At 52.3% G+C, this 22,325-nt stretch carries 23 protein-coding genes and 1 pseudogene; 3 read left to right on the top strand and 21 right to left on the bottom strand.

The genetic code is table 11. The annotated features are described in order from the left end of the window. Nucleotides 1-30 precede the first annotated feature (30 nt). From sdaAB to EDM59_RS02185, 5 genes and pseudogenes are all read right to left on the bottom strand, one after another. Nucleotides 31-696 carry an L-serine ammonia-lyase, iron-sulfur-dependent subunit beta gene (sdaAB, locus tag EDM59_RS02205; RefSeq protein ID WP_122922150.1) on the bottom strand — a complete coding sequence of 222 codons (666 nt, stop codon included), beginning with the start codon at nucleotides 694-696 and terminating at the stop codon, nucleotides 31-33. Nucleotides 697-829: 133 nt separating this feature from the next. Continuing rightward, nucleotides 830-1,400, bottom strand: a pseudogene (locus tag EDM59_RS02200) (DUF3238 domain-containing protein). Between the two features lie 111 nt (nucleotides 1,401-1,511). Continuing rightward, nucleotides 1,512-2,366 carry a DegV family protein gene (locus tag EDM59_RS02195; protein WP_122922149.1) on the bottom strand — a complete coding sequence of 285 codons (855 nt, stop codon included), beginning with the start codon at nucleotides 2,364-2,366 and terminating at the stop codon, nucleotides 1,512-1,514. 21 nt (nucleotides 2,367-2,387) lie between these two features. Next, nucleotides 2,388-4,085, bottom strand: coding sequence for a DAK2 domain-containing protein (locus EDM59_RS02190; protein WP_122922148.1), 1,698 nt, complete (start codon nucleotides 4,083-4,085; stop codon nucleotides 2,388-2,390). 17 nt (nucleotides 4,086-4,102) lie between these two features. After that, on the bottom strand, nucleotides 4,103-4,468 hold the full coding sequence (locus EDM59_RS02185) for an Asp23/Gls24 family envelope stress response protein (protein WP_092267880.1): 366 nt from the start codon (nucleotides 4,466-4,468) through the stop codon (nucleotides 4,103-4,105). 244 nt (nucleotides 4,469-4,712) lie between these two features. Here EDM59_RS02185 and rpmB point away from each other — a divergent pair, with 244 nt between their 5' ends. Then, the gene (gene rpmB, locus EDM59_RS02180) at nucleotides 4,713-4,901 is read left to right on the top strand and encodes a 50S ribosomal protein L28 (protein ID WP_005831020.1); all 189 of its coding nucleotides are present in this window, start codon (nucleotides 4,713-4,715) and stop codon (nucleotides 4,899-4,901) included. A 105-nt stretch (nucleotides 4,902-5,006) separates the two neighbouring features. Here rpmB and spoVM read toward each other — a convergent pair whose 3' ends face one another. The 5 genes from spoVM to EDM59_RS02160 form a co-directional block, all read right to left on the bottom strand. Next, nucleotides 5,007-5,090: a stage V sporulation protein SpoVM gene (gene spoVM / locus EDM59_RS02175; protein WP_055746831.1), complete on the bottom strand. Its 84-nt coding sequence runs from the start codon at nucleotides 5,088-5,090 to the stop codon at nucleotides 5,007-5,009. A gap of 20 nt (nucleotides 5,091-5,110) precedes the next feature. After that, nucleotides 5,111-5,287 carry a hypothetical protein gene (locus EDM59_RS30900; protein WP_170184276.1) on the bottom strand — a complete coding sequence of 59 codons (177 nt, stop codon included), beginning with the start codon at nucleotides 5,285-5,287 and terminating at the stop codon, nucleotides 5,111-5,113. 394 nt (nucleotides 5,288-5,681) lie between these two features. Then, nucleotides 5,682-6,404 carry an amino acid ABC transporter ATP-binding protein gene (locus EDM59_RS02170; protein ID WP_122922147.1) on the bottom strand — a complete coding sequence of 241 codons (723 nt, stop codon included), beginning with the start codon at nucleotides 6,402-6,404 and terminating at the stop codon, nucleotides 5,682-5,684. Then, nucleotides 6,397-7,056, bottom strand: a complete 660-nt coding sequence (locus EDM59_RS02165) for an amino acid ABC transporter permease (protein WP_122922146.1) — start codon at nucleotides 7,054-7,056, stop codon at nucleotides 6,397-6,399. The genes EDM59_RS02170 and EDM59_RS02165 overlap by 8 nt, the downstream gene beginning before the upstream one ends. A gap of 64 nt (nucleotides 7,057-7,120) precedes the next feature. Beyond that, on the bottom strand, nucleotides 7,121-7,939 hold the full coding sequence (locus tag EDM59_RS02160; RefSeq protein WP_122922145.1) for a transporter substrate-binding domain-containing protein: 819 nt from the start codon (nucleotides 7,937-7,939) through the stop codon (nucleotides 7,121-7,123). 328 nt (nucleotides 7,940-8,267) lie between these two features. Here EDM59_RS02160 and EDM59_RS02155 point away from each other — a divergent pair, with 328 nt between their 5' ends. Together EDM59_RS02155 and EDM59_RS02150 are read left to right on the top strand one after the other, a co-directional pair. After that, on the top strand, nucleotides 8,268-9,398 hold the full coding sequence (locus EDM59_RS02155) for a M20 family metallopeptidase (RefSeq protein WP_122922144.1): 1,131 nt from the start codon (nucleotides 8,268-8,270) through the stop codon (nucleotides 9,396-9,398). A gap of 111 nt (nucleotides 9,399-9,509) precedes the next feature. Then, on the top strand, nucleotides 9,510-9,938 hold the full coding sequence (locus tag EDM59_RS02150) for an RDD family protein (protein WP_122922143.1): 429 nt from the start codon (nucleotides 9,510-9,512) through the stop codon (nucleotides 9,936-9,938). Nucleotides 9,939-10,002: 64 nt separating this feature from the next. On the opposite strand, the gene rpe is transcribed toward EDM59_RS02150, so the two are convergent. The 11 genes from rpe to rpoZ form a co-directional block, all read right to left on the bottom strand. Then, entirely contained in the window at nucleotides 10,003-10,650 is a 648-nt protein-coding gene (gene rpe, locus EDM59_RS02145; protein WP_122922142.1) for a ribulose-phosphate 3-epimerase, read from the bottom strand. Beyond that, nucleotides 10,644-11,537 carry a ribosome small subunit-dependent GTPase A gene (gene rsgA, locus EDM59_RS02140; RefSeq protein WP_122922141.1) on the bottom strand — a complete coding sequence of 298 codons (894 nt, stop codon included), beginning with the start codon at nucleotides 11,535-11,537 and terminating at the stop codon, nucleotides 10,644-10,646. The genes rpe and rsgA overlap by 7 nt, the downstream gene beginning before the upstream one ends. Nucleotides 11,538-11,555: 18 nt before the next feature. Continuing rightward, nucleotides 11,556-13,544 carry a Stk1 family PASTA domain-containing Ser/Thr kinase gene (gene pknB / locus EDM59_RS02135; protein WP_122922140.1) on the bottom strand — a complete coding sequence of 663 codons (1,989 nt, stop codon included), beginning with the start codon at nucleotides 13,542-13,544 and terminating at the stop codon, nucleotides 11,556-11,558. A 5-nt stretch (nucleotides 13,545-13,549) separates the two neighbouring features. After that, a complete protein-coding gene (locus EDM59_RS02130; RefSeq protein ID WP_122922139.1) occupies nucleotides 13,550-14,305 on the bottom strand; it encodes a Stp1/IreP family PP2C-type Ser/Thr phosphatase in 756 nt (251 codons plus the stop codon). 4 nt (nucleotides 14,306-14,309) lie between these two features. Continuing rightward, nucleotides 14,310-15,380 (bottom strand): dual-specificity RNA methyltransferase RlmN, encoded by a 1,071-nt coding sequence (gene rlmN / locus EDM59_RS02125; protein WP_122922138.1) that lies wholly within the window; start codon nucleotides 15,378-15,380, stop codon nucleotides 14,310-14,312. A 198-nt stretch (nucleotides 15,381-15,578) separates the two neighbouring features. Then, entirely contained in the window at nucleotides 15,579-16,925 is a 1,347-nt protein-coding gene (gene rsmB / locus EDM59_RS02120) for a 16S rRNA (cytosine(967)-C(5))-methyltransferase RsmB (protein ID WP_122922137.1), read from the bottom strand. 3 nt (nucleotides 16,926-16,928) lie between these two features. After that, nucleotides 16,929-17,879, bottom strand: coding sequence for a methionyl-tRNA formyltransferase (fmt, locus tag EDM59_RS02115; RefSeq protein ID WP_122922136.1), 951 nt, complete (start codon nucleotides 17,877-17,879; stop codon nucleotides 16,929-16,931). A gap of 6 nt (nucleotides 17,880-17,885) precedes the next feature. After that, on the bottom strand, nucleotides 17,886-18,362 hold the full coding sequence (gene def, locus EDM59_RS02110) for a peptide deformylase (RefSeq protein WP_092267868.1): 477 nt from the start codon (nucleotides 18,360-18,362) through the stop codon (nucleotides 17,886-17,888). A gap of 16 nt (nucleotides 18,363-18,378) precedes the next feature. Beyond that, nucleotides 18,379-20,814: a primosomal protein N' gene (gene priA / locus EDM59_RS02105; protein ID WP_122922135.1), complete on the bottom strand. Its 2,436-nt coding sequence runs from the start codon at nucleotides 20,812-20,814 to the stop codon at nucleotides 18,379-18,381. Further along, nucleotides 20,811-22,049, bottom strand: a complete 1,239-nt coding sequence (coaBC, locus tag EDM59_RS02100; protein WP_122922134.1) for a bifunctional phosphopantothenoylcysteine decarboxylase/phosphopantothenate--cysteine ligase CoaBC — start codon at nucleotides 22,047-22,049, stop codon at nucleotides 20,811-20,813. Before coaBC ends, priA begins: the two co-directional genes overlap by 4 nt. A 68-nt stretch (nucleotides 22,050-22,117) precedes the next feature. After that, nucleotides 22,118-22,324 (bottom strand): DNA-directed RNA polymerase subunit omega, encoded by a 207-nt coding sequence (gene rpoZ, locus EDM59_RS02095; RefSeq protein ID WP_092267865.1) that lies wholly within the window; start codon nucleotides 22,322-22,324, stop codon nucleotides 22,118-22,120. Between the last annotated feature and the right edge of the window lies 1 nt (nucleotide 22,325).

Here is a 22,325-nt window from a genome sequence, read left to right as displayed (position 1 = left end):
GCTGTCTTGTGCCCATGATCATCATCTGCGCTAGTTCAACGAAAGCAAGGAAACGTCAAATACGTAAGGAATCTGCCGGATTTCCTCCAGCACCTCTGCGGAAACAGGAGCATCCGTCTCGATTGCCATTAAAGCACGCGCCCCGCGATCGTGACGAGAAACCTCCATCAGCCCTACATTGATCTTGTGCTGCGTCAGGATTTTGGCGACAGCCGCAATCATCCCGAAGCGGTCTTCATGCAAAACCAGCATCGTCGGGCTGTCAAAGCCCAGCTGCAGCGTAAAGCCGTTAATCTCCAGCACTTCAATTTTCCCCCCACCGATCGAAACGCCGACAACCTCGATTGACTCCTGGTCGTCTGACAACTTGATTCGAGCGGTGTTGGGATGCTCCGTCAAGACTTCCGACGTGGTCAAATCCACTTCCATCCCTGCTTTTTCAGCAATCAGAAGCGAATTTTTCAAGCGCAAGTCTGATGTGTCAAAATCGAGAATCCCTGCAACCGTTGCCACGTCAGAGCCATGCCCTTGATACGTCTTTGCAAACGAGCCGTAGAAGGTGATCTTTGCACGCTTAGGCTCTTTGCCAAACAGCTTACGCGCCACCCTGCCGATGCGCGCCGCACCTGCTGTATGGGAACTCGACGGTCCTACCATAATGGGACCGATAATATCAAATACGCTTTTGTACTTCAACCGCCTTCTCCTCCTGATATCACAAGGGGTTCAACAAGATTCACTCTCATTGTATCCTACCGATTCCCAAAGCGCTACAGGTTTCACGAGCAGGCTACAGTCCGCCGTTTAGGGCAGAAAGAGAGCGCAGACACTAGCACTTTTTTTCAAAATGGTATTCCATTTCTCCAGCCATCGCTGCCGGTGTATCCCCCGTTATGTGAAAGTCATGCGCATGGATCCATTGGAATTCCCCAAAGTCTGCCTGCTTGTAAAACTCGAAACGCGGAAAGCCATCGTGCGAGCCTTTCACTTCGATGCTGCCGTCCACTTGCACCTTCACTTGCAGCCAATAGTCTACGCAGCGGGTTCTTGGCACTGGCTTTCATCACGAAGGTTACCTCTGACTGTCCCCACCGTTCGTCCTCGACGACGATCCCTTCCGTAGAAGCTTTCCCTTCTTTGTACTGCCCATTACCATTTGCGTCCGTCATTTTGAGGACCGTTACGCCAGTGCCCGCAAAGACGGACAATCTCCGTTTGGTAAAATCGACGGTGAGCTCCTGCTCGACGCGAGAGCGCCCCGTGTTGCCCGCATACGGCGTAAAGTCGTGAGCATCGCCAGCATACTCGTAGATAAACCCCGTATCGGGATCCGAAATGGGAGGTAGCCAGTGCAAGCGCCCAATAAACACGCTTGCTCGTATTTTGACCAGCTCAGCCATGCTATCCCTTCCTTTGGTGTAGCTGAAATTAGGGGCAAGTCATGCCGAGAAGAAAACCTCTAGTCAGGCAAAAAAGACACCCCCGAAACAATCGAGAATGTCTTTTTCCCATCACGCTTTTACCATGACGATCCCTAGCAGGCCAGGCCCGGTATGAGTCCCGATCACAGGTCCGATCTCTTCCAAATGAGAGGCGGTCACTTGAAACTCTTGCTTGATCCGCTCCAATATGTCAGCTGCCTGATCCGGTACGGAGCTATGCAGGACGGCAACCTTCACCGGTTTTCCCTGCGAGTACTCCTGCAATGCTTCCAGCACGCGGTTCAGCGCCTTTTTGGTACCTCTCACTTTGTCGAAAGCCGTTACGTAGCCCACAGGGTCCAACGTCAAGATTGGCTTGATGTTTAAAAGCGAGCCAATCACGGCTGCCGCACGACCGATCCGCCCACCCTTTTGCAAAAACTCCAGCGTATCCACGATAAAATAGACCTGTACTTCATCCAGATAGCGGTCGATCATATCGAGAATCTGCTGCTTGCTCTTGCCTTCCTGTGCTGCCTTGGCTGCATCGACACAGATCATGCCGTGCACGTAGGAAGCTTTGCGGGAATCGATGACGGTAATATCGATGCTCTCTTCCAGCATCGATTTGGCGATCATCGCGGACTGATACGTCCCGGACAAGGCAGCGGACAGCATGATGGCAATAATTTGCACATCCTTGCCGTACTTCTCGTAAATCGCCTTGTACGCTTCTGCAAACTCCAGAGGAGAGGGCTGAGAGGTGGTCGGCAAAACGCTCGACTGGCTCAGTTTTTCAAAAAAAGCAGTGGAGGAGATCGTGACACCGTCCTGATAGGTTTCCGGTCCGAACATCACTTTCAACGGTACAGCCACAATCCCCAACGATTCCCGAACAGACGCATCAATATCCGAAGCACTGTCAGTAAGAATTACGATTGGCATTCACGAGAGCCCCTCTCCCAATTACTCCACAGAAAAGATAAACGGATACAATGGTTGTCCGCCATCCTGGATTTCCACTTCCACATCCGGATAGGCATCTGCCAATCCTGCCTCTAACGCTTCTGCCATCTCTTGCGTCGCTCCTTCTCCCAGGAACAGCGTGACGATTTCTGCATCCTCGTCCACTAAATCCAGCAGGAGAGTCTGTGCGCTTTGCAACAAATCCGGTCCAGCCGTGACGATTTCTTTTTCCGCAATCCCGATATAGTCGCCTTCTTTGATCTCGACATCGCCCATGCGCGTATCGCGGACGGCATGCGTGACCATTCCCGTTTTCACAGAAGCAATCGCTTTGTTCATGGCAATCGTATTCGCTTCGATGCCTGCTTCCCTGTTGAAGGCGACCAGTGCCGCCATGCCTTGAGGAATGCTCTTGCTCGGAACCACGGATGCCGGCGTCTCGGAAAGCTCTGCCGCTTGCTGGGCTGCCATGACGATATTGCTGTTGTTTGGCAGGATAATGATTTCATTGGCATGCAGACCCGAAATAGCCTTCATGAAATCCTCCGTGCTCGGATTCATCGTCTGTCCGCCTTCCACGACAACATGTACACCCATGCTGCGCAAAATCTTGGCGATCCCCTCACCGGCTGCAACTGCGATCAGGCCATAGGGAATCGCTTCCAATTCTCGCGTGGCAACGGCTGCTGCCGGAGCCTTGCCCTCTTCTGCTTTGAGAATGTTGGCGTGCTGCTCGCGCATGTTCTCAATTTTTAGTCGATGCAGACTTCCAAATTGCTGCGCGTATTGCAGGACATTGCCCGGATGCTCTGCGTGAATGTGCACCTTGACGACCTCATCGTCGGACACAACCAGGAGGGAATCCCCCATCTTGTCCAGCTGACTGCGGAACAGTCCTTCCGAGAACGGTTTTTTATTTGGCTCGGTGCTGTTGGCGATGTGCACCATAAACTCTGTACAGTAGCCGTAAACGATGTCTTCCGTTTTCATATGAATCTGCGCGTGCTGTGCGTCTACCAGCTTGTTCAGCTCAGCGTCGCTCATGACAGGCTGAGAGCTTTTCTGCACATCCTCGGCAGCTTCTCCGCGCAGCACACGCAAAAATCCTTCGTAAATAAACAACAAGCCTTGTCCACCTGAATCGACGACGCCCACCTCTTTTAGCACAGGCAGCATCTCAGGTGTGCGCAGCAGTGTTGTCTGCGCCTGCTCATACGTTTTTTCCATGACCACGACCAGATCGTCAGACGTGCGTGCTGCACGTACAGCCATCTCTGCTGCCTCGCGAGCAACAGTAAGAATGGTCCCTTCGACCGGTTTCATGACTGCTTGATAGGCTGAGTCCACTCCGGATTTTAGTGCCTCCGCAAATTGGCGAGTGTTCACGACCTCTTTCCCGTTCACAGCTTTGCTAAAGCCACGGAACAATTGGGATAAAATGACTCCAGAGTTGCCACGAGCTCCCATCAACAAGCCTTTGGCAAGTGCAGAAGCCGCTTCTGTGATGAGAGGAGATTCCTTGCGGGACAATTCCTCCACACCTGAGGTAAGCGTCAAATTCATATTCGTCCCAGTATCTCCATCCGGTACGGGAAAGACGTTCAATCCATCCACCACTTTGACGTTTTCAGACAAAAGGTTTGCCCCCAGGTAAACCATCCGGCTAAAAAGGACGCCATCAAGACGCGTATGTACCAACTGTTGTTCCTCCTTAATTATGTATCCCTGTCAGTGCGTACACCCTGCACGAAAATATTTACCGCAGTGACATCGATTCCTACCGTTTGCTCCAAGGTATAGCGAACACGGCGTTGTACATTGCCGGCTACCTCGGAAATTTTAACGCCATAGCTGACGATGATATGCATGTCCAAAGTTACTTCGCTGTTCTGGTTGTGAACGACAACCCCTTTGCTCAGGTTATCTCGTCCCAGAAGCTCGGCAATACCGTCCTTCAGCGCTTTTCGTGGCGACATCCCCACGAGCCCGAAAACTTCCATAGCGGCGCCTCCAGCAATCCGAGCGATCACTTCTTCCGTAACATCTATTTTTCCCATAGATGTGCTCATTTCCACTGTCATGCAAGGACTCCTCCTCTTTTCAACAGCTTGATCGCTTTGGTAAGCGTAAACATGCTTCATATAATTTTACACTAACATATAGAAGAAATGAAGCGTTTTGTCGAATCGAGAGGGAAAGAAGGAAGGAAGGGCTTTTCCTCATGTCAAGTATTGCAATTGACAGGGCTCGTGTGCTACTATGGTTGAGTATTTGTGTTCCCTCTCGAGGGAATTCCGTTTAGATGCAACAAGGAGGTGGATCGTAATGGCACGTCGTTGCTTTGTAACAGGTAAATCTGCTAAAGCAGGAAACGCTCGCTCCCACTCCATGCGCGCAACTCGCCGCACTTGGGGTGTTAACGTACAAAAAGTGCGCATTCTGGTAAATGGTAAACCAAAGCGCGTTTATGTAAGTACTCGAGCACTGAAATCCGGACTCGTAACTCGCGTGTAGTCTTCTACTACGCGAAAAAAAGCACCCTTGAGGTGCTTTTTTGCATTTCACAGGCGTTTATTCCCACGGGAGGCCGTGGTCCCTCAGGAGGCCGAGGCCACGCCGTCATTTTTTCTTGTTGAATGCCTCTATGATGCCGCGAACCATGCCACCCAGGAACTTCGGCAACTTGATGGTGTAAAACCGCATGCTACCCCTCCTCACCGAAATTACTTCACGTGATACAAATACCAGCCCGCCCCCACGAGAGCCAACGACAACAGGCTATACCAAACCCACGGAGGTGCGATGTACAGGAAAATGGTGATACCCCCGACAGCCAACGCTACCCCGAGAACACGTCGCAAGGCGCCCCCCTGTCGCAGGCGATAGGAGCGCAATCCCATTTATACTGCACCTCCTTCAGGTGTTCTCCCAAACGTGCATATTACATCATATTCTGCTGTCGGATAAACATGTATCCTGCCTTCTGAAAAAAGTAGAAGAGTACCGTTGACTGCTCGCAAACCCATTGCAACACGATAATCATGAGAATAATGTCGGAAATACACAGGCTGCCTGAATACATTATGCGTCAGCCAAAGGCAATATGCGTGTCCCTCTTCCTTCTCCCAGCGAAAACGCATATATGGGCAGCAAATGCCCGATATATTAGAAAACTTGGCTCCGCCAAGCTTTGCGGTGGAGCCTTTGTTGCACTGATACTGGCTAAGAATCTTATAAATTCTTACTGTACAAAAAAGAGTCACAACCACCGTGGGCTGTGACTCTTCCTAGATATTAGCGTACTTTCTCCAAAAACTGCTGGGCGCGCTCGCTCTTCGGACGCGCAAAAAACTCTGTAGGCGCCGTTTCTTCGATCAATTGTCCATGGTCGATGAACAGGATCCGATCCGACACCTCTTCAGCAAACCTCATCTCGTGTGTCACGATGGCCATCGTCATGCCGGTATGGGCCAGGCCCTTCATAACCTCCAGCACTTCTTTGACCATCTCGGGGTCCAAGGCAGAGGTCGGCTCGTCGAAAAGCATAATCTCCGGCTCCATCACGAGAGAACGCGCGATCGCGACACGTTGTTTTTGACCGCCAGACAGACGGGACGGATACACGTCCGCCTTGTCCGACAGACCAACGCGCTTCAAGAGCTCTCTGGCCTTTCCTTCTGCTTCTGCTTTGGACATGCCTTTGACCTTGAGGGGAGCGTAAGTGAGATTGCCTAGCACGGTCATGTGAGGGAACAGGTGAAAGTGCTGAAAAACCATTCCGATCTTTTGACGGACCTTCAGAACGTCTGCCTTTGGCGCTGTAATGTCCTGTCCATCAATGACGATCTTTCCTGTCGTCGGAACCTCGAGCAAATTCATGCAGCGCAAAAGAGTCGATTTCCCAGACCCCGAAGGCCCGATGATCGCCACGACCTCTCCCTTTTTGATCTCCGTCGAAATCCCCTTCAAGACTTCAAGCTGCCCAAATGACTTGGTGATGTTGTCAATTTTAATCACTGCGTCTCATCCTCCTCTCCAGCACGCGCGCAAACCAGGTCAAGATCATGACCATGACATAGTAGAGGACCCCGGCGATGATGTACGGCTCAAAGTACCGGAAGATGGTTCCCTTCACGACGTTTGCGTTTTGCAGGATGTCTGCGAGTCCGATCGTGGAGACGAGTGCCGATTCTTTCAAAAGGGCGATTGTTTCATTCACCAGCGCTGGCAGGATGTTTTTAATCCCCTGCGGCAAAATGATGTCCATCATCATGCGGCGATACGGAACGCCGAGCGACTTGGCCGCTTCCCACTGACCTTTATCCACCGCGAGAATCCCACCGCGGATCGTCTCGGATATGTAGGCACCCGAATTCAGCGTAAACGTCAAGACAGCCGCTTCCAGCTGAGAGATGTTATATCCCGTCAGCTGAGGCGTAGCAAAGTAGACAAACGTCAGTTGCAGGATCAGAGGTGTTCCCCGAAAGATGGACGTATAGGCAACTGCCAGCCAATTCAGCGGACCGAATTTGGAAATTTTGATAAGTGCCAGGATCGAGCCCCAGATGAAGCCGAGGACGACTGAAATGAGTGTGACGAGTAATGTGACCTTTATCCCTTGTAAAATAAAAGGGATATAGGGCACAATCTGTGGAAAATCCAAATTCATGCCCTTTCCCACTCCTTGCTATCTTCATGATGTGAATCGAAGGGGGCAGCCGCCCCGCTTTGCATTATTGACCGAACCACTTTTTGATCAGCTTGTCCATCTCGCCGTTTTCCTGCATTTTTTTGATGACCTGGTTAAATTCATCCACATGCTTGGAGCCTTTCGGGAAAGCAATCGCTGAACCATTTACCTCTTCTGTCTCAATCGTGGTGTACTGCAGGCCTGGGTTACTTTCCACAAAGCCCTTGGCTACGGTATCTTCCAGGATCGCTGCATCTACACGGCCCGTTTTTACTTCCTCGATGATTTCACCCGTTTTGTTCAAGGAAGTGATTTGCAGTCCCGTTGCCGTTTTCGCCAGCTCTTTTGCTGCAGATTCTTGAATGGAGCCCAGCTGTACCGCTACCTTTTTCCCTGCCAGCTGGTCAGGCTTGGTCACATTGCTCTCTTTCTTCGAGACAATCGTGTTTTTCGCGTCATAGTAAATTTCCGAGAAGTCGACGTTCTTCTGACGCTCAGGGGTCGGTGTCATCCCTGCCATGACGAAATCGGCACGGTTGGTTTGCAGCGCAGGAACCAATCCGTCGAAGTTCATGTCATTTACTTGCACTTCGTAGCCCAGCTGTTCCCCAATGTATTTGGCGATATCCACATCGAAGCCGACGATCTCGTCTTTGCCGCTGGTCAAATCGTGGAATTCATAGGGCTTGTAGTCTGCAGATGTAGCCATCGTCAGAGTCTTTTTCTCTCCGCTTGGCTGTCCAGCTTGCTCTTGTCCACTCTGCGGCTGTGCCGGTGGCTGGCTTGTGCCTGTCCCGCAGCCTGCCATAACAGTCGCTGCCAAGAGTGATGTAAGAGCGATTGAAAACATCTGTTTTTTCATGATGGTATACCCCCATTAGGATTGTGTTTGAAATCAAGTTGAAAATATAGCTGTCAAGTTCAAGGGAACGCTATGAATTGACAGCTTATATTTATACAGGATAATGACTATTTTAATCATTAGATGAACAAATTCAATGTTTTTTTAGCCATAATTTAAATAGCCAATTTACAGAATACTATCCACAATTAAGCTAAAGGCTTCAGGGCAGGTGCGTTTGTAGTATGTCCCTTTTTTCTGCGACCAAGCCCCGTTTGTACTTTTGACTGGCGAAAATGCGGCCAAAGACTTATAGTGCTAATGAAATCACCTGCAAGGAGGATAACGAATGACCAGCAAATGGACAGACCATTTTCAGCAGCAGCTCCCCGAAATTCTCGAGGAATTGCGTACGTACGTAGAAATAGAAACACCCACTCACAATAAACAAGCTGTGGATCAATTAGGGCGTTTGATCGCAGAACGCTTCCGTGCGCTCGGCTGCAAAGTTGACACGATCTCCCAGCCTACATACGGGGATCAGCTCCGCATCGAATACGGAGACGGCCCCGAGCAGATCATGGTTCTCGGTCATTTTGACACGGTGAAAGAGTTGGGGACGCTTGCGCAGGAGCCCTGGAAAATCGAGGATGGACGGGTATATGGTCCTGGAACCTACGATATGAAAGCAGGGATCATCTTCAGCTATTTTGCCCTGAAAACAATCATCGAGCAGCAGATTCCCCTTCAAAGCAAGCTCGTCTTCTTCTGGAATACAGATGAGGAAATCGGCAGCGTCTCTTCTGAAAAATGGATGCGCGAGGAAGCGAAACGAAGCAAATGCGCTCTCGTTATTGAGCCGGCGGCAGGAGATGGCTCTCTGAAAACCAGCCGAAAGGGCGGCGGAGATTTCATCCTCAAGGTCAAGGGCCGTGCCGCACACGCAGGCAATGATCACGCTCTTGGCGTAAATGCCATCGAGGAGCTCGCCCACCATGTCATCGCCATTCAAGGCTTCACCGACTACAACGCGGGTACTACCCTGTCCGTGGGAACAATCCGCGGCGGTACCGTCTCCAACGTCGTTCCCGATTACGCTGAGGCCGATATTGACGTGCGTATCAGCGCCAGCAATGAGGCTGACCGCATTACCACTCTCATGCATCAGCTAAGGCCCGTTCTGCCGGGTGCGCAGCTTGTTGTGGAGGGCGGCATAACCAAACCTCCTATGGAAAGAACCGCAGCCACTGAGCAGCTGTTTTTGCATGCACAGGAGCAAGCCCTCCTGGAAGGCTTCACACTGACAGAGCGCGGGGTAGGCGGTACGAGCGATGGCAACTTTGCTGCTGATGAAGGCACGCCTACGCTCGACGGCCTGGGACCAGTAGGCGATGGTGCACATGCCTCCCATGAGCACGTAGTTATCGAGGCTATTCCGGGGAGGATCGCTGTCCTGCTTCGTCTGTTTACCAGTCTGTAAAGCATGCCAGCTGTCACTTTGCCTCATTCAGTGGCGGCGTATTTCTTTCGCTCTACTTTCGGCTGCCAGCTCATATACATTCCTATTGAAAGGAAAGGAGCTGGGATCATCGTGGAAAACGAAAAGTCTTTGCAGAGCCACGCGGTTGGATTTTGGCGGCGGTTTGGAGCAAGCTTGCTCGATGGCCTGATCATCGGGGTACCACTGGCACTTCTCTCTTATTTGATCACGGGTGAGACAAAAGGCAATCTGTTCACGAATCTGGTGTCCATTCTCTACAGTCTCTTGCTGCCGGTTTTCTGGTACGGCTATACGGTCGGAAAAAGAATCGTGGGCATTCGCATCGTAAAAATGGATGGGAGTCCTGTTGGCATAGGAACGATGCTCCTGCGCATCGTGGTAGGCTGCTGGCTGATCTATACCGTAACGCTTGGCATAGGTGCGATCATCAGCGCGATCATGGTCGGTGTCCGTGAAGACAAACGTGCCATTCACGATTTGATTGCAGGAACGTATGTGACTTCCGATCGCCCTGATTAAAAACGAAAAAAGCCATCTCTTCTATGCGAAAGAGATGGCTTTTTTGCATTTTGTACGGTCGCTTTTATCCGCGAATCGCTGCGATAGCTTGCGCACGGTCTTTTTGATTGAATACGGCGCTTCCGGCAACGAGCACGGTCGCCCCTGCCGCTTCGCACAACCGGGCTGTCTCGGTATTCACGCCACCGTCGATCTCGATCTCAACGTGACCAAGGCCGCGCTCATCCAGCATTTGACGCAGCTGTTTGATCTTCGGAACCACATTGTGAATGAATTTTTGCCCGCCAAAGCCTGGATTGACGGTCATGAGAAGCACCATGTCCAGATCCGTAAGCACGTGCTCGATCGTAGACACTGGTGTTGCGGGATTCAGTACGACGCCTGCTTTCGCCCCTTGCTCTTTGATTAGTGCGAGCGTACGGTGCAAATGGCGGCAAGCTTCCTGATGAACGGTAATCCAGTCTGCACCGCTCTTGGCGAACTGAGGAATGTAGCGATCCGGTTCCTCGATCATGAGATGCACATCGAGCGGAAGCTTTGTCACTGGGCGGATGGCATCCACGATCAAAGGTCCAATCGTGATATTCGGAACAAAATGTCCATCCATGACATCTACGTGAATCCAGTCTGCGCCTCCCCGTTCGACGTCCTGAATTTCCTCACCCAATCTGGCGAAGTCCGCCGACAGGATAGAAGGTGCTATTTTTACCATGGTTTATTCCTCCGTTGATATTCTTTCAGCTCTTCGCGGAATTGCAGGTAATTCTCGTAGCGCTCTTTGCTCAGCTCCCCTGAGGCCACGCCTTCCTGGACGGCGCAGGAGGGCTCTGTCACGTGCAGACAGCCCCGAAACTTGCAATCGGGTGAACGCTCTGCAAAATCCCGGAATGCCTCTGCCAAGTCGAGCTCGTCCAAATCCATGAATTCCAAGGAACTGAAGCCTGGCGTATCTGCGACATAGCCGCCACCCTCGAGAGGAATCAGCTCGACATGACGGGTCGTGTGCTTCCCGCGCCCCAGCTTTTCACTCACATCTCCCGTTTGCAGGCTTACTCCTGGGAACAACGCGTTGATCAGAGACGATTTTCCTACGCCCGACTGACCAGCAAAAACGGAAATCCGATCATGCAGGACTTCTCGCACTTCCTGCAATCCACGTGTCTCCTGTTTGGTCGAGGTTGGAATGACCGTATAGCCGATCGCCTCGTATTTCTCGGTGATGGCTCTTACCTCTTCTTCCGGCACTTGATCTGCCTTTGACAGGATAATGACGGAATCAATGCCAGCATGCTCGGTATGGACCAGAAACTTGTCCAGTAATAACGCGCTGAAGGCAGGTTTGAACATGGAAAAGACCAGCACGGCCTGATCCACATTGGAAATGGGCGGTCGAACCAGTTCACTGGTCCGCTCACCCACCTCCATCACATACCCTTCTTCTTCATTGATTGCATCGTAGACTACCCAGTCGCCCACGAGCGGATTTACCTTGGCACCCTTTTTCTTGAATAGACCACGTGCTCGACAACTAAAAATTCGGTCCCCATCGGCAACGTAGTAAAATCCGCTCAAAGCTTTTACAATGCGTCCTTCTGGCATTCATGTCCCTCCACATGCTTATGGCAAGCTGCTGTACGAAATGGGTATGGTCTGGTATTCCACATACTCATTTTTCGTCGGATCTTTTTTGAACACTTTAATCACGGCATCTTTTTGTGGAGACAGAACGACTGGAACATCGTACTCCCTGCTCTCCGTGATCGTCTCCTTGTACACTTGCTGCCCATCACCGCGGGAGTCACTCACTTCGATCTTGATCTCCGCAGTTTCGCCCGGTACGACTTCCACATACACAGGTGCGTTTGCCAGTTTGGCGTCCGCCGGGTACTGACCGTTGCTTACCGTGAGCGGTACCTTCACTCCTTTTTGCACCTGCATCCCTGCATCATACGGGTGAGTCGAGAGGACGACGCCTGCCTTGTCTGTCGCAAACGACGGCTCTTCCTTCGTTTCACCGACTTCGAGTCCGAGCTTGAACAGCTCTACCTGAGCCTGCTCCACCGATTTTCCGACGACATTTGGCATTTTCACAAACGATTTGCCCTTGCTGACAGTGACGCGGACCGTGTCCTTCGTCGGGTAAACCGACGCGTTTGCATCCGGCGACTGACCGATCACAATGCCTGCTTCTGCGTTGTCATCCTCGACTTCCTCAAACGTGATGGCATCTGTCTTGAAGCCCAGCTGCTTTAGCATATCCTCAGCAACCGATCGGGATAAGGAGACGAGATTTGGCATAGGAACAGCCTGCTGTCCTTTGCTCACATAGAGCGTGACGATTGCTTTTTCTTTTAACCGCATGGGCGGAGCCGGGTCCTGTCTGATGACCAAGCCCTTCTCTATCGTATCGTTTGCTTCCTCCACGACTTTCGCCACGAGATTGGCTTCCTCAATCTTCTTCTGCGCCAAAGATACCTCGATCCCTTCTACATAAGGAACCGGTGCCTCAGGTACGGAAGGGAACACATTGAGCAGGAAGTTGAATCCGAAGAAGCCTAGCACGAGAAACAAACCGATTCCCGCTACCCATAGCAAGGTTTTGACCCACCATTTTTTCTGCGGCTTCTGTTCCTCGTCGTCCTCGAGCTGCTGCTCGTACCGACCGCTTCTTTGGCCAACACCTGTCCGTCCGTTTGCGTGCTGATCGAGCATATCCTGTGTAATGATCGGAACCACCCGTGTCATTTCCTCGTCAATCGGGAACGTCAGCTTTTCCTCGTTTAAGCGCTCGGGAAACAGGCAGGTCTCCAAATCTTCTAGCATTTCACGCGCAGACGAATAGCGCAGAAACGGATCCTTCACCAAAGCCTTGAGAATGACGTTCTCGACGCTTTGCGGAATCGCCGGGTTTACTTGCCGCGGCTCTGGCAACGGCTCCTGCAAATGCTTCAGCGCCACAGAAATCGGCGAGTCTCCGGAAAACGGCAGTTCTCCTGTCACCATTTCGTAGAGCACAATCCCCAATGAGTAAATATCCGATTTTTCCCCAGTGATACCGCCTCTCGCTTGTTCAGGCGAGAAATAGTGGACGGAGCCCAGCATCGCATTCGTATGGGTAATGGTTGTTGAGGTAACTGCACGGGCAATCCCGAAGTCCGTCACCTTTACTCGCCCATTTTTGCCGATCATGATGTTGTGTGGCTTAATATCTCTGTGAATGATCTGATTTTGATGGGCATGATCGAGTGCGTCACAAATTTGTTCCGCGATTCTCACAGCTTCTTCCACAGGAAGAGCTCCTCGCTGAATGATAACTTCCTTCAGCGTATAGCCTTCTATGTATTCCATCACCATGTAATGGGTGTCGCCGTCCTGCCCAACATCGTAAACCCCGACCACATTGGGGTGAGACAGGCTTGCAACTGCCTGCGCTTCCCGTCTGAACCGGTTCACGAAGTCTTCGTCTCCCCCGAACTGTGAACGCAATACCTTCACCGCAACGGGACGATTTAAAATCAAATCCTTGGCCTTGTAAACGATCGCCATTCCGCCCCCGCCTACGCGGGCTTCTAGCTGGTACCGCCCTCCAAGCCGTTGACCATCCATCTCTCTCACCCCTCTTTCTCACTGGCTACGGGCATGTTGCGCACGGCAACGAGCGTTATATTGTCCTGCCCACCAGCGGCCAGTGCTTCCTGCACCAGGCCGTCTACCTTCTCCTGCAGAGAAGTCTCTTTCTGTAGCCATTCTTCCATCCTAGAAGCTGGCACTTTATCGCTTAATCCGTCCGAGCAAATCAAGACGACATCCCCAGGTGCCCATTCAAACTCGTCCAAATCGATCAGGACATCCGGCTCCGTCCCCAACGATCGCATGATGACATTCCGATGCGGATGAACAGCTGCTTCTTCGGCGGTAATCTGCCCATTTTTCACCAGCTCATTGACCAGCGAATGATCTTCTGTCTTCATCACCAAACCGTCGGACCCGTATTTGTAAAGGCGGCTGTCTCCGATATGCGCCGTCATGACCGTGCTTGACCCAAACAAGGCCGCGATTGTCGTCGTCCCCATCCCATTACACTCCGGGTGTTCCTGCGCGTATTCGTACACTTCCTTGTTCGCGAGCAGCACAGCGTTCATCAGATGCTCACGTGCATCCTCTCCTACTACATCAGCAGCAAGGTGACGCAGTTCTTTTACTATTCGCTCAACAGCAAGGCGGCTGGCAATCTCGCCCGCCTCATGTCCGCCCATACCATCGGCCAGAACAGCGAGGGCGCGTCCGTTCACATCTGCCTCCGTGGCAAAGTAGTCCTCATTCACGGAACGGACGTGGCCCACATGGGATTTCATTGCAATTTCCATGGTATCACCCCACGGTTTCTTTAGCGTGTTGTGCCCTCAGCTGACCGCATGCAGCAGCGATGTCACTGCCGTGCTCCCGTCTGATGGTCACATTGATTCCTTTGTCCTCTAAAATGCGTTTGAATTGGAAAATCTCGTTGCGCGGTGTACGTACATAATCCCGCTCCGGTACGTAGTTAACCGGAATCAGGTTGACGTGGCACAGCATATCGCCAATCAGCTCAGCGAGTTCCTCTGCGTGCTGCGGCTGATCGTTTTTCCCGCCGAACAAACCGTATTCAAAGCTGATGCGGCGGCCTGTCTTGTTGATATAGTGACGGCAAGCTTCCATCAGCTGTGCAAGAGGGAAGCCGCGGTTAATCGGCATCAGCTGGCTTCTCAGCTCGGTATTCGGAGCATGCAGGGAAATGGCCAGGTTGACTTGTCCGCCTCTTTCCGCAAACTCGTAAATCTTCGGCACGATCCCACTGGTGGAGACTGTGATGTGACGAGCGCCGATGTTCAGTCCGCGGTTATCGTTTATCACGGTCAAAAAGCCCATCAGGCTCTCGAAGTTCTCAAACGGTTCCCCGATTCCCATCACGACGACATGGCTGACACGTTCGCCATCCGCATCGAGCTTGCGCTGGGCCATCAATACTTGAGATACGATTTCGCCCGCATCGAGGTTACGCTTCAGCCCGCCGAGCGTAGAGGCACAAAATGTACATCCGATTCGGCAGCCTACCTGTGTCGTTACACAAATGCTGTTTCCGTAGTTATGACGCATGATAACGGTCTCGATCGCGTGTCCATCCACTAACTGGAACAAAAACTTGATAGTTCCGTCCTGCGATTCCTGATGCGTAATTTCTTTTAGAGGATCCATCCGAAACGTATCGGCCAGCTTTTGGCGCAAGTCCTTGGACAGATTGCTCATCTCTTCAAAAGAGGTCACGCGCTTCACGTACAGCCAGTCAAAAATTTGCTGTGCACGAAACGCTTTATCTCCAGCGTCTACCAGCCACTGCTTCATCTCGTCTTGAGTCAGGCTGTAAATAAGCGGCTTGGCGCTAGTAAATGTAGTAATCGGCATTGCTGTTTTCACATCCTCAAATTCATTGCTAAGCAATTTCAGTCATTCTATCATTGTACCTCGCATTGGTCTGCGCTTCAAACGGTTTTGGCATCCAGTTTAGAAATGCGTCACTTTTCCTAGTGTAAACCAATCCGCACCGCCGCAAACAAAGGGAAAGGAGTGGCACCATCGAAAGGCGCGCCACTCCTCTTTTTTCTAAGCTTTTCGTCGCAAACGGGCGATAAAGAACCCATCACTATCAAAATGATGCGGCAAAAGTTGTACGAAAGCACCGGATTCGTCCATCTTGTCGCGGACCACGGCAGGTAAATCGTCCCGCAAAGTCTCGTCCAAAACAAACTCCGGATGCTTGTCTACAAAACGGCGGACAATATCCTGATTTTCCATCGGCTCCATCGTACACGTGCTGTACACCAACGTACCTCCGGGAGCTACCATCGTGGACAGACCCGCGAGCAGCTGATACTGCAATTGAGCGATCGAGCGCACATCTTCCTTCGACTTGTTCCATTTCAGATCAGGTTTGCGTCGAATTACCCCAAAGCCAGTGCACGGGGCATCGAGCAGAACTCTGTCGAACAAGCCCAGACCTTTTTCCGGAAGATCGAGTGCATCGCTGACCATCGTCTCCATGATGGAAATGCCCAGACGCTTCGCGGTCCCCGCGATCAGCTCGCGCTTGTGCGGATGCACGTCGTTGGCGATAATCTCACCGCGATTGTCCATTTTTTCCGCCAGATGAGAGGTCTTGCCGCCAGGAGCTGCGCAGGCATCGAGCACACGCATGCCCGGCTGCGGCGCCACTGCGGATGCTACCAGCATGGAGCTTTCGTCCTGCAGCGTGTAGTAGCCTTCTTTAAACCAGCGAGTACCTGCAGCGTGCCCGCCGTCCAGGATGATCCCCTGATCGCTCAAGACCGAAGCCACTGCCTCACTGCCATCTTCTCTCAGCTTGGCCAGCAGCTCGTCTCGAGATATTTTCAACGGATTCACTCGGATGGACGTTTGGGGAGCCCGATTGTTTGCGTCACAGATCGCCTTTGTATCTTCCTCTCCGTAGAGCTTGATCCACTCGCGAATCAACCATTCCGGGTGAGAATGCGTAACCGCAATTTGCTTTACGGCATCGCCTTTTGGCAGTCGGTCCCATACGTCCGGCTGACGCAAAACGTTTCGCAGCACGCCGTTGACCATCGAGGAAATCCCCTGATGTCCGCGACGTTTCGCAATCTCTACGGCTTCATGCACGGCAGCACGGTCGGGAATCCGGTCCAGAAAGCGAATCTGATACAGGCTGAGCAGCAACAGATTGCGCACCCAGGTCTGTACCTTTTTCCCCCCTACAAAATGGGACAGTACAAATTCCAGCGTAAGCTTGCGCTGAATGGTTCCATATACAAGCTCCGTCACCAGCCCCGCATCTACCGAGCTGATTTCCGAGCGATCCAGGACATTGCGAAGCTCCAGATTGCTGTAAGACTTGTGTTCGTCGACCCGATTCAATACATCGAGGGCGATGTCACGAGCACCTTTTTTTGCCACGGGCTATTCTCCTACCTTTGTGCCGATTTCAATGCTGTTGCCCGCTCCACGCAAAAAGTCGAGAGCGCTCATGCGTTTTTTCCCCTCTGGCTGCAGCTCGGTGATTTTTACAGTGCCGCTTCCGCAAGCGACGACCAGGCCATCCTCTTCGCGGGCGATGATCGTGCCCGCTTCCTGACCCTTGTTGTCCGCGGAATGCTTTTCTACCCACCAGATTTTCCACACCTTGCCTCCATGTGTCGTGAAAGCGACAGGCCACGGATTCAGACCGCGCACCTGGTTGTAGATCTGTTCGGAGGTGCGGGACCAGTCAATCCGTTCATCGGTGCGTTTTATATTCGGAGCGAACGTAGCGGCCTCGTGATCCTGAGCCTCTGCTTGCAGCTCCCCTGCCAACAGACGAGGCACGGTTTCGATCAACAGCGAGGAGCCTCCTGCCGCCAGCTTGTCGTGCAAGGTTCCGACCGTATCACGCTCTTCGATGGGAACCACCACTTTAGAAAGCATGTCCCCTGCATCGAGGGCCTCCACCATATACATAATAGTGACCCCAGACTCTTTTTCCCCTTCTACGATGCATTTATGAATAGGAGCACCGCCGCGGTATTTGGGAAGTAAGGAAGCATGGACATTGATACACCCAAAGCGTGGTACGTCGAGCAGGCGCTTCGGCAAGATTTGCCCATAGGCCGCCGTTACAATCAGATCCGGGGCAAGGGCAATCACTTCATCAAGCGCTGCTTCCGCTTTGATCTTTTCCGGCTGCAGGACCAAAAGACCATGACGTAAAGCCGCCTCCTTTACGGGCGGCGGCGTCATGACCTGCTTGCGTCCTACCGGGCGATCGGGCTGGGTAACCACACCGACCACGTTGTACCCTTCCGTGAGCAGCGCCTCCAAGCTTGCGACTGCAAAGTCAGGCGTACCCATGAATAATACGCGAGCCTCTTTCAAAATGAATTATTCCCCTTCCTCATCCGGGCTGATCTGATACACCTTGTCTGCCACGTCGATGAACAGAACGCCGTTCAAGTGATCGATCTCATGCTGGGAGCAGCGGGACAAAAGGTCGTCCGCTTCCAGCTCGATTGGATTCCCGTTGCGGTCTTGCCCGCGCAGCTTGATCCACATGTGGCGGCGCACATCCCCGCGCAGTCCCGGGATGCTCAGGCAGCCTTCCGGATAGTCGAATTGCTCTCCTTTGAAATCCACGATTTCTGGATTGACGATCTCGATCAGCCCTTCACCGCAATCCATGACAATGACGCGTTTGGAAATACCTACTTGCGGAGCTGCCAGTCCTACCCCGTCAGCGTCGTACATCGTATCAGCCATATCATCCAGCAGCTTGTGCAGGTTGGAATTGAATTTTGTGACCACCATCGCTTTTTCACGAAGGATCGGATCTGGGTGTTTTACAATTGTGCGAATAGCCATTTGGTTGATATCCTCCCTAAAGCAGTACGTACGGATCAACATCGATTGTCATAAGTACCTTCTGCTGTTTGTTCCACTCATCAAACGCAGCTGTCGCCTGTGCGAGCAAGGCAGACAATTGCGGTTCATCACGATATTTTAGCATGATCTGAAAACGAAATCTATCCTTCACTCTCGCAATAGGCGAAGCGACCGGGCCTAATAATATCGTCGTCTCCGCCAGTCGCTGCCGCAAATAATCCGCCATCGTGTGGGCGCTGCGGATCACCACGGGGACATCCTCGTGGCTGAACGTCAGCAGCACCAGTCGAAAATAGGGCGGATAGCCTGTTCGTCTGCGCTGGAGCATCTCATCCTCATAAAAGGACCGGTAATCATGCCGGGTCGCATGCTGAATGCTGTAATGCTCAGGCGTGTAGGTCTGAATGACAACGTCGCCGTCCAGCTCATGCCTGCCAGCACGTCCCCCTACTTGCGTCAGCAGCTGGAAGGTCTTCTCGGCAGCGCGGAAATCCGGTATATGCAGCGAGGTGTCTGCGGCGATGATTCCGGCGAGCGTTACCCGAGGAAAATCCAGCCCTTTTGCGATCATTTGCGTCCCGAGGAGAACATCCCCTTGGCCCTTCCGGAACTTGCTCAGCAATTCCTCATGTGCGCCTTTTCGGGAGGTCGTATCCACGTCCATACGAATCACGCGAATGCCTGGGAACAGCTTGGCCAGCTCTGCCTCCACTTTTTGCGTACCGGTCCCGAAGAAGCGAATATGCTCACTCTGGCATTCCGGACAATGCGCAGGCTGAGCAATCGTATAACCACAGTAGTGGCAGCGTGCCGTATGATTCGTTTTATGATAGGTCAATGAAATATCGCAATGAATGCAGCGCATCGTATAGCCACAGGAGCGGCACATGACAAACGTGGAAAATCCCCTGCGGTTCAGGAAGATCACCATCTGCTCCTGCTTTTCCAAACGATCCGCAATCATTTCATGCAGCTTGCGGCTAAACATGGAACGGTTCTCTGCCTGCAGCTCTTCACGCATGTCGACTACATGAACAGCCGGCATCGGACGATTCCCTACCCGCTCTGGCATTTCCAGCAGCGTATACCGCCCACGTGTCGCCAGTGCATACGTCTCCAAGGCAGGAGTCGCACTTCCCATCATCAGCACGGCATGGTTGCGCTTCGCTCTCCACAAAGCTACCTCACGCGCGTGATAGCGTGGCGTTTCTTCCTGCTTGTACGAGCTCTCGTGCTCTTCGTCGATGACGATCAGCCCGACATTTTCAAAAGGAGCAAAAATGGCAGATCGCGCTCCGACTACTACCTTTACCTGCTTGCGGATAATTTTTCGCCATTCATCAAACTTCTCGCCCTGCGACAAGCCGCTGTGCAAAACGGCGACATCGGCTCCAAAACGCGCTTTGAACCGCTCTACCATCTGCGGCGTCAACGAGATTTCAGGCACGAGGAAGATCGCTTCCTGCCCTTTTTCCAGCGTCTTTTCGATCGCTTCCAGATAGACCTCGGTCTTTCCGCTTCCCGTCACCCCATGGAGCAAATAGGCCGCGTACTGCTGACTTTGGATGGACGACAGGACCGGAGCCAGCACTTGCTTTTGCAGAGGCGTAAATTCCGGCTTCGCTTTATCCGAAAACTTCCGATTGGCGTAGGGATCGCGATAGACCTCGACCTGTTCCATCACTAACCAGCCCTTCGCCTCCAGGCTTTTAAGCGGAGAGCGTGTGATCCCCCACTCGTCTCGCAGCATTTGCATGGAAAACGACTGGTCAGCATGCTGGGAGAACAGCGTAAGTACGCGACGCATCTGTTCAGCCCTTGCCGGCAGCGAAGCTATCGCTTCTGCCAGCTGCTCTGGACTTAGCAAGCATCGAACAAAGGACTGGTGCTTGCGCGTGATGCGATCCTTCACCTGATATTCCGTCGCTAAAAGCCCGCTGTGAATCCATCCTGGCACGAGCAAATACTCTTCGGGAAACTGCTTTTCCACCTCTGCCAAAGGAAGCTGCCGCTTGCGAGAAAGCTCCCAAAGCAGTCCTGAGTTTCCGCAAGTATCTTCATCGAGATCGTCTGTAGCCGTCAGCCATTTTTCCGATTTGCCTTTCAGAACGGCTGGCAGCATCGCCTGAACAGCCGTAACCCAAGGACACAAATATTGCTTCGACATCCACTCGCTCATATCGAGCAGTTCTTTGGTGAGAGGGGGCGTATCGTCCAGGACTTGCTCCACCTCTTTTAACCGGGCGTGATCCGTAAAGTCAGTACCTTCATCTGTGATGCCGGTCACATATCCTTGCAATTTACGTGGACCAAAAGGAACAACAACGCGGCTGCCTACCCGAATGAGAGGAGTTAGCCACGCAGGAACCCGGTAATCGAATGGCCGGTTTGTCCGATTGACCGGCACGTCCACGATGATTTGGGCAATCATGACAGCTCAGACAGCGGACGTTTTGCGAGCTTCAGCACTACGGCATCGAGCAGCTTGTCCGCCACATCGCGCTTGCTCAATTTGTCCAGCTCCACAATCTCTCCGGCCCGTGTGAGCAAAGTGACGATATTCGTGTCACTTCCCATGCCCGCTCCTTCAGCCAGCACGTTGTTTGCAACGATCATGTCGAGGTTCTTTTTCTCCAGCTTGTCCTGTGCGTACTTGATCACGTCCTGTGTCTCCGCAGCAAATCCAACGACAAACTGCTTCGTCTTTCTCTCCCCGACCGTCCGTAAAATATCAGGCGCCTTGTCCAGCGCAAGCACCAGCGGACCGTCCCCTTTTTTCATCTTGTGCTCTTGAACCGTTTTAGGCCGGTAGTCAGAAACGGCAGCCGATTTGATCACGATGTCGCTCTCAGGCAAATACTCCATAACTGCATCGAACATTTCCTGTACGGATTCGACCGCGACAAACTGGACGCCTGTCGGTTTTGGCAAAGCGGTAGGTCCACTGACGAGTACGACCCGCGCTCCGCGATCCCGCGCCGCCTCTGCAATGGCATAGCCCATCTTTCCTGAGGCATGGTTGGTAATATAGCGAACGGGGTCAATCTTTTCGCGCGTAGGTCCGGCTGTAACCAGCACGAGCTTGTCCTGCAAATCCTGCGGCCGCGGCTGATTCTGCTCCGCAAAAAAAGCGGCGACTGCCTCCACGATTTCTTCCGGCTCAGCCAAGCGGCCTTTGCCAATCCAGCCACATGCCAGAAGCCCTACCCCCGGCTCCACAAAGCGATAGCCGTACTGCACCAGCTTCTCCATATTGGCTTGCACGGCAGGATGACCGTACATGTTCACGTTCATCGCAGGCGCTACCATGACAGGCGCTTTTGTCGCAAGCAGTGTGGTCGTGAGCATATCATCCGCAATTCCATTCGCTATTTTCCCGATGATATTTGCCGTCGCAGGTGCCACCAGCACCAAGTCTGCCTTGTCCGCCAAATCGATATGACTAATCACATGAGGATCCGGCTCGTTAAATGTATCCGTATGAACAGGCTGATGAGATAAAGCTTGAAATGTCACCGGCTGCACGAACTTCTGCGCATTCTCGGTCAAAATGACATGAACAATCGCGCCAGCCTGTGTCAGCTTGCTCGTAAGCGCCGCTGCCTTGTACGCAGCAATGCCGCCTGATACGCCTAATACAATTCGTTTTCCTGCAAGCGTGGGCATCCGTCTCTCTCCTCTCGTCCCTATCCGAAAAAAACAACCTGCATGAGGTTGTTTTTAGTGGGGTCACCTTATTTGCGTCCGTCCAAAAATTCGTGAACCAGCTCGTCGGAAATAAATTCTTCCAAAGCTTGCCCGACAAACTTTTTGGATTTTGGTCTTACAACTTGCAGCTCGCTGTTTTCTCTCAGCTGACGTGCGCGTTTGGACGCTACCGTTACGAGGATGTATTTGCTTTCTGCCTTTGCGGTCAATTCATCAATAGATGGGTACAACATG

The organism is Brevibacillus nitrificans, from assembly GCF_003710965.1.
Classification (GTDB): domain Bacteria; phylum Bacillota; class Bacilli; order Brevibacillales; family Brevibacillaceae; genus Brevibacillus; species Brevibacillus centrosporus.
This window is presented reverse-complemented; position numbering and strand designations above follow the sequence as displayed.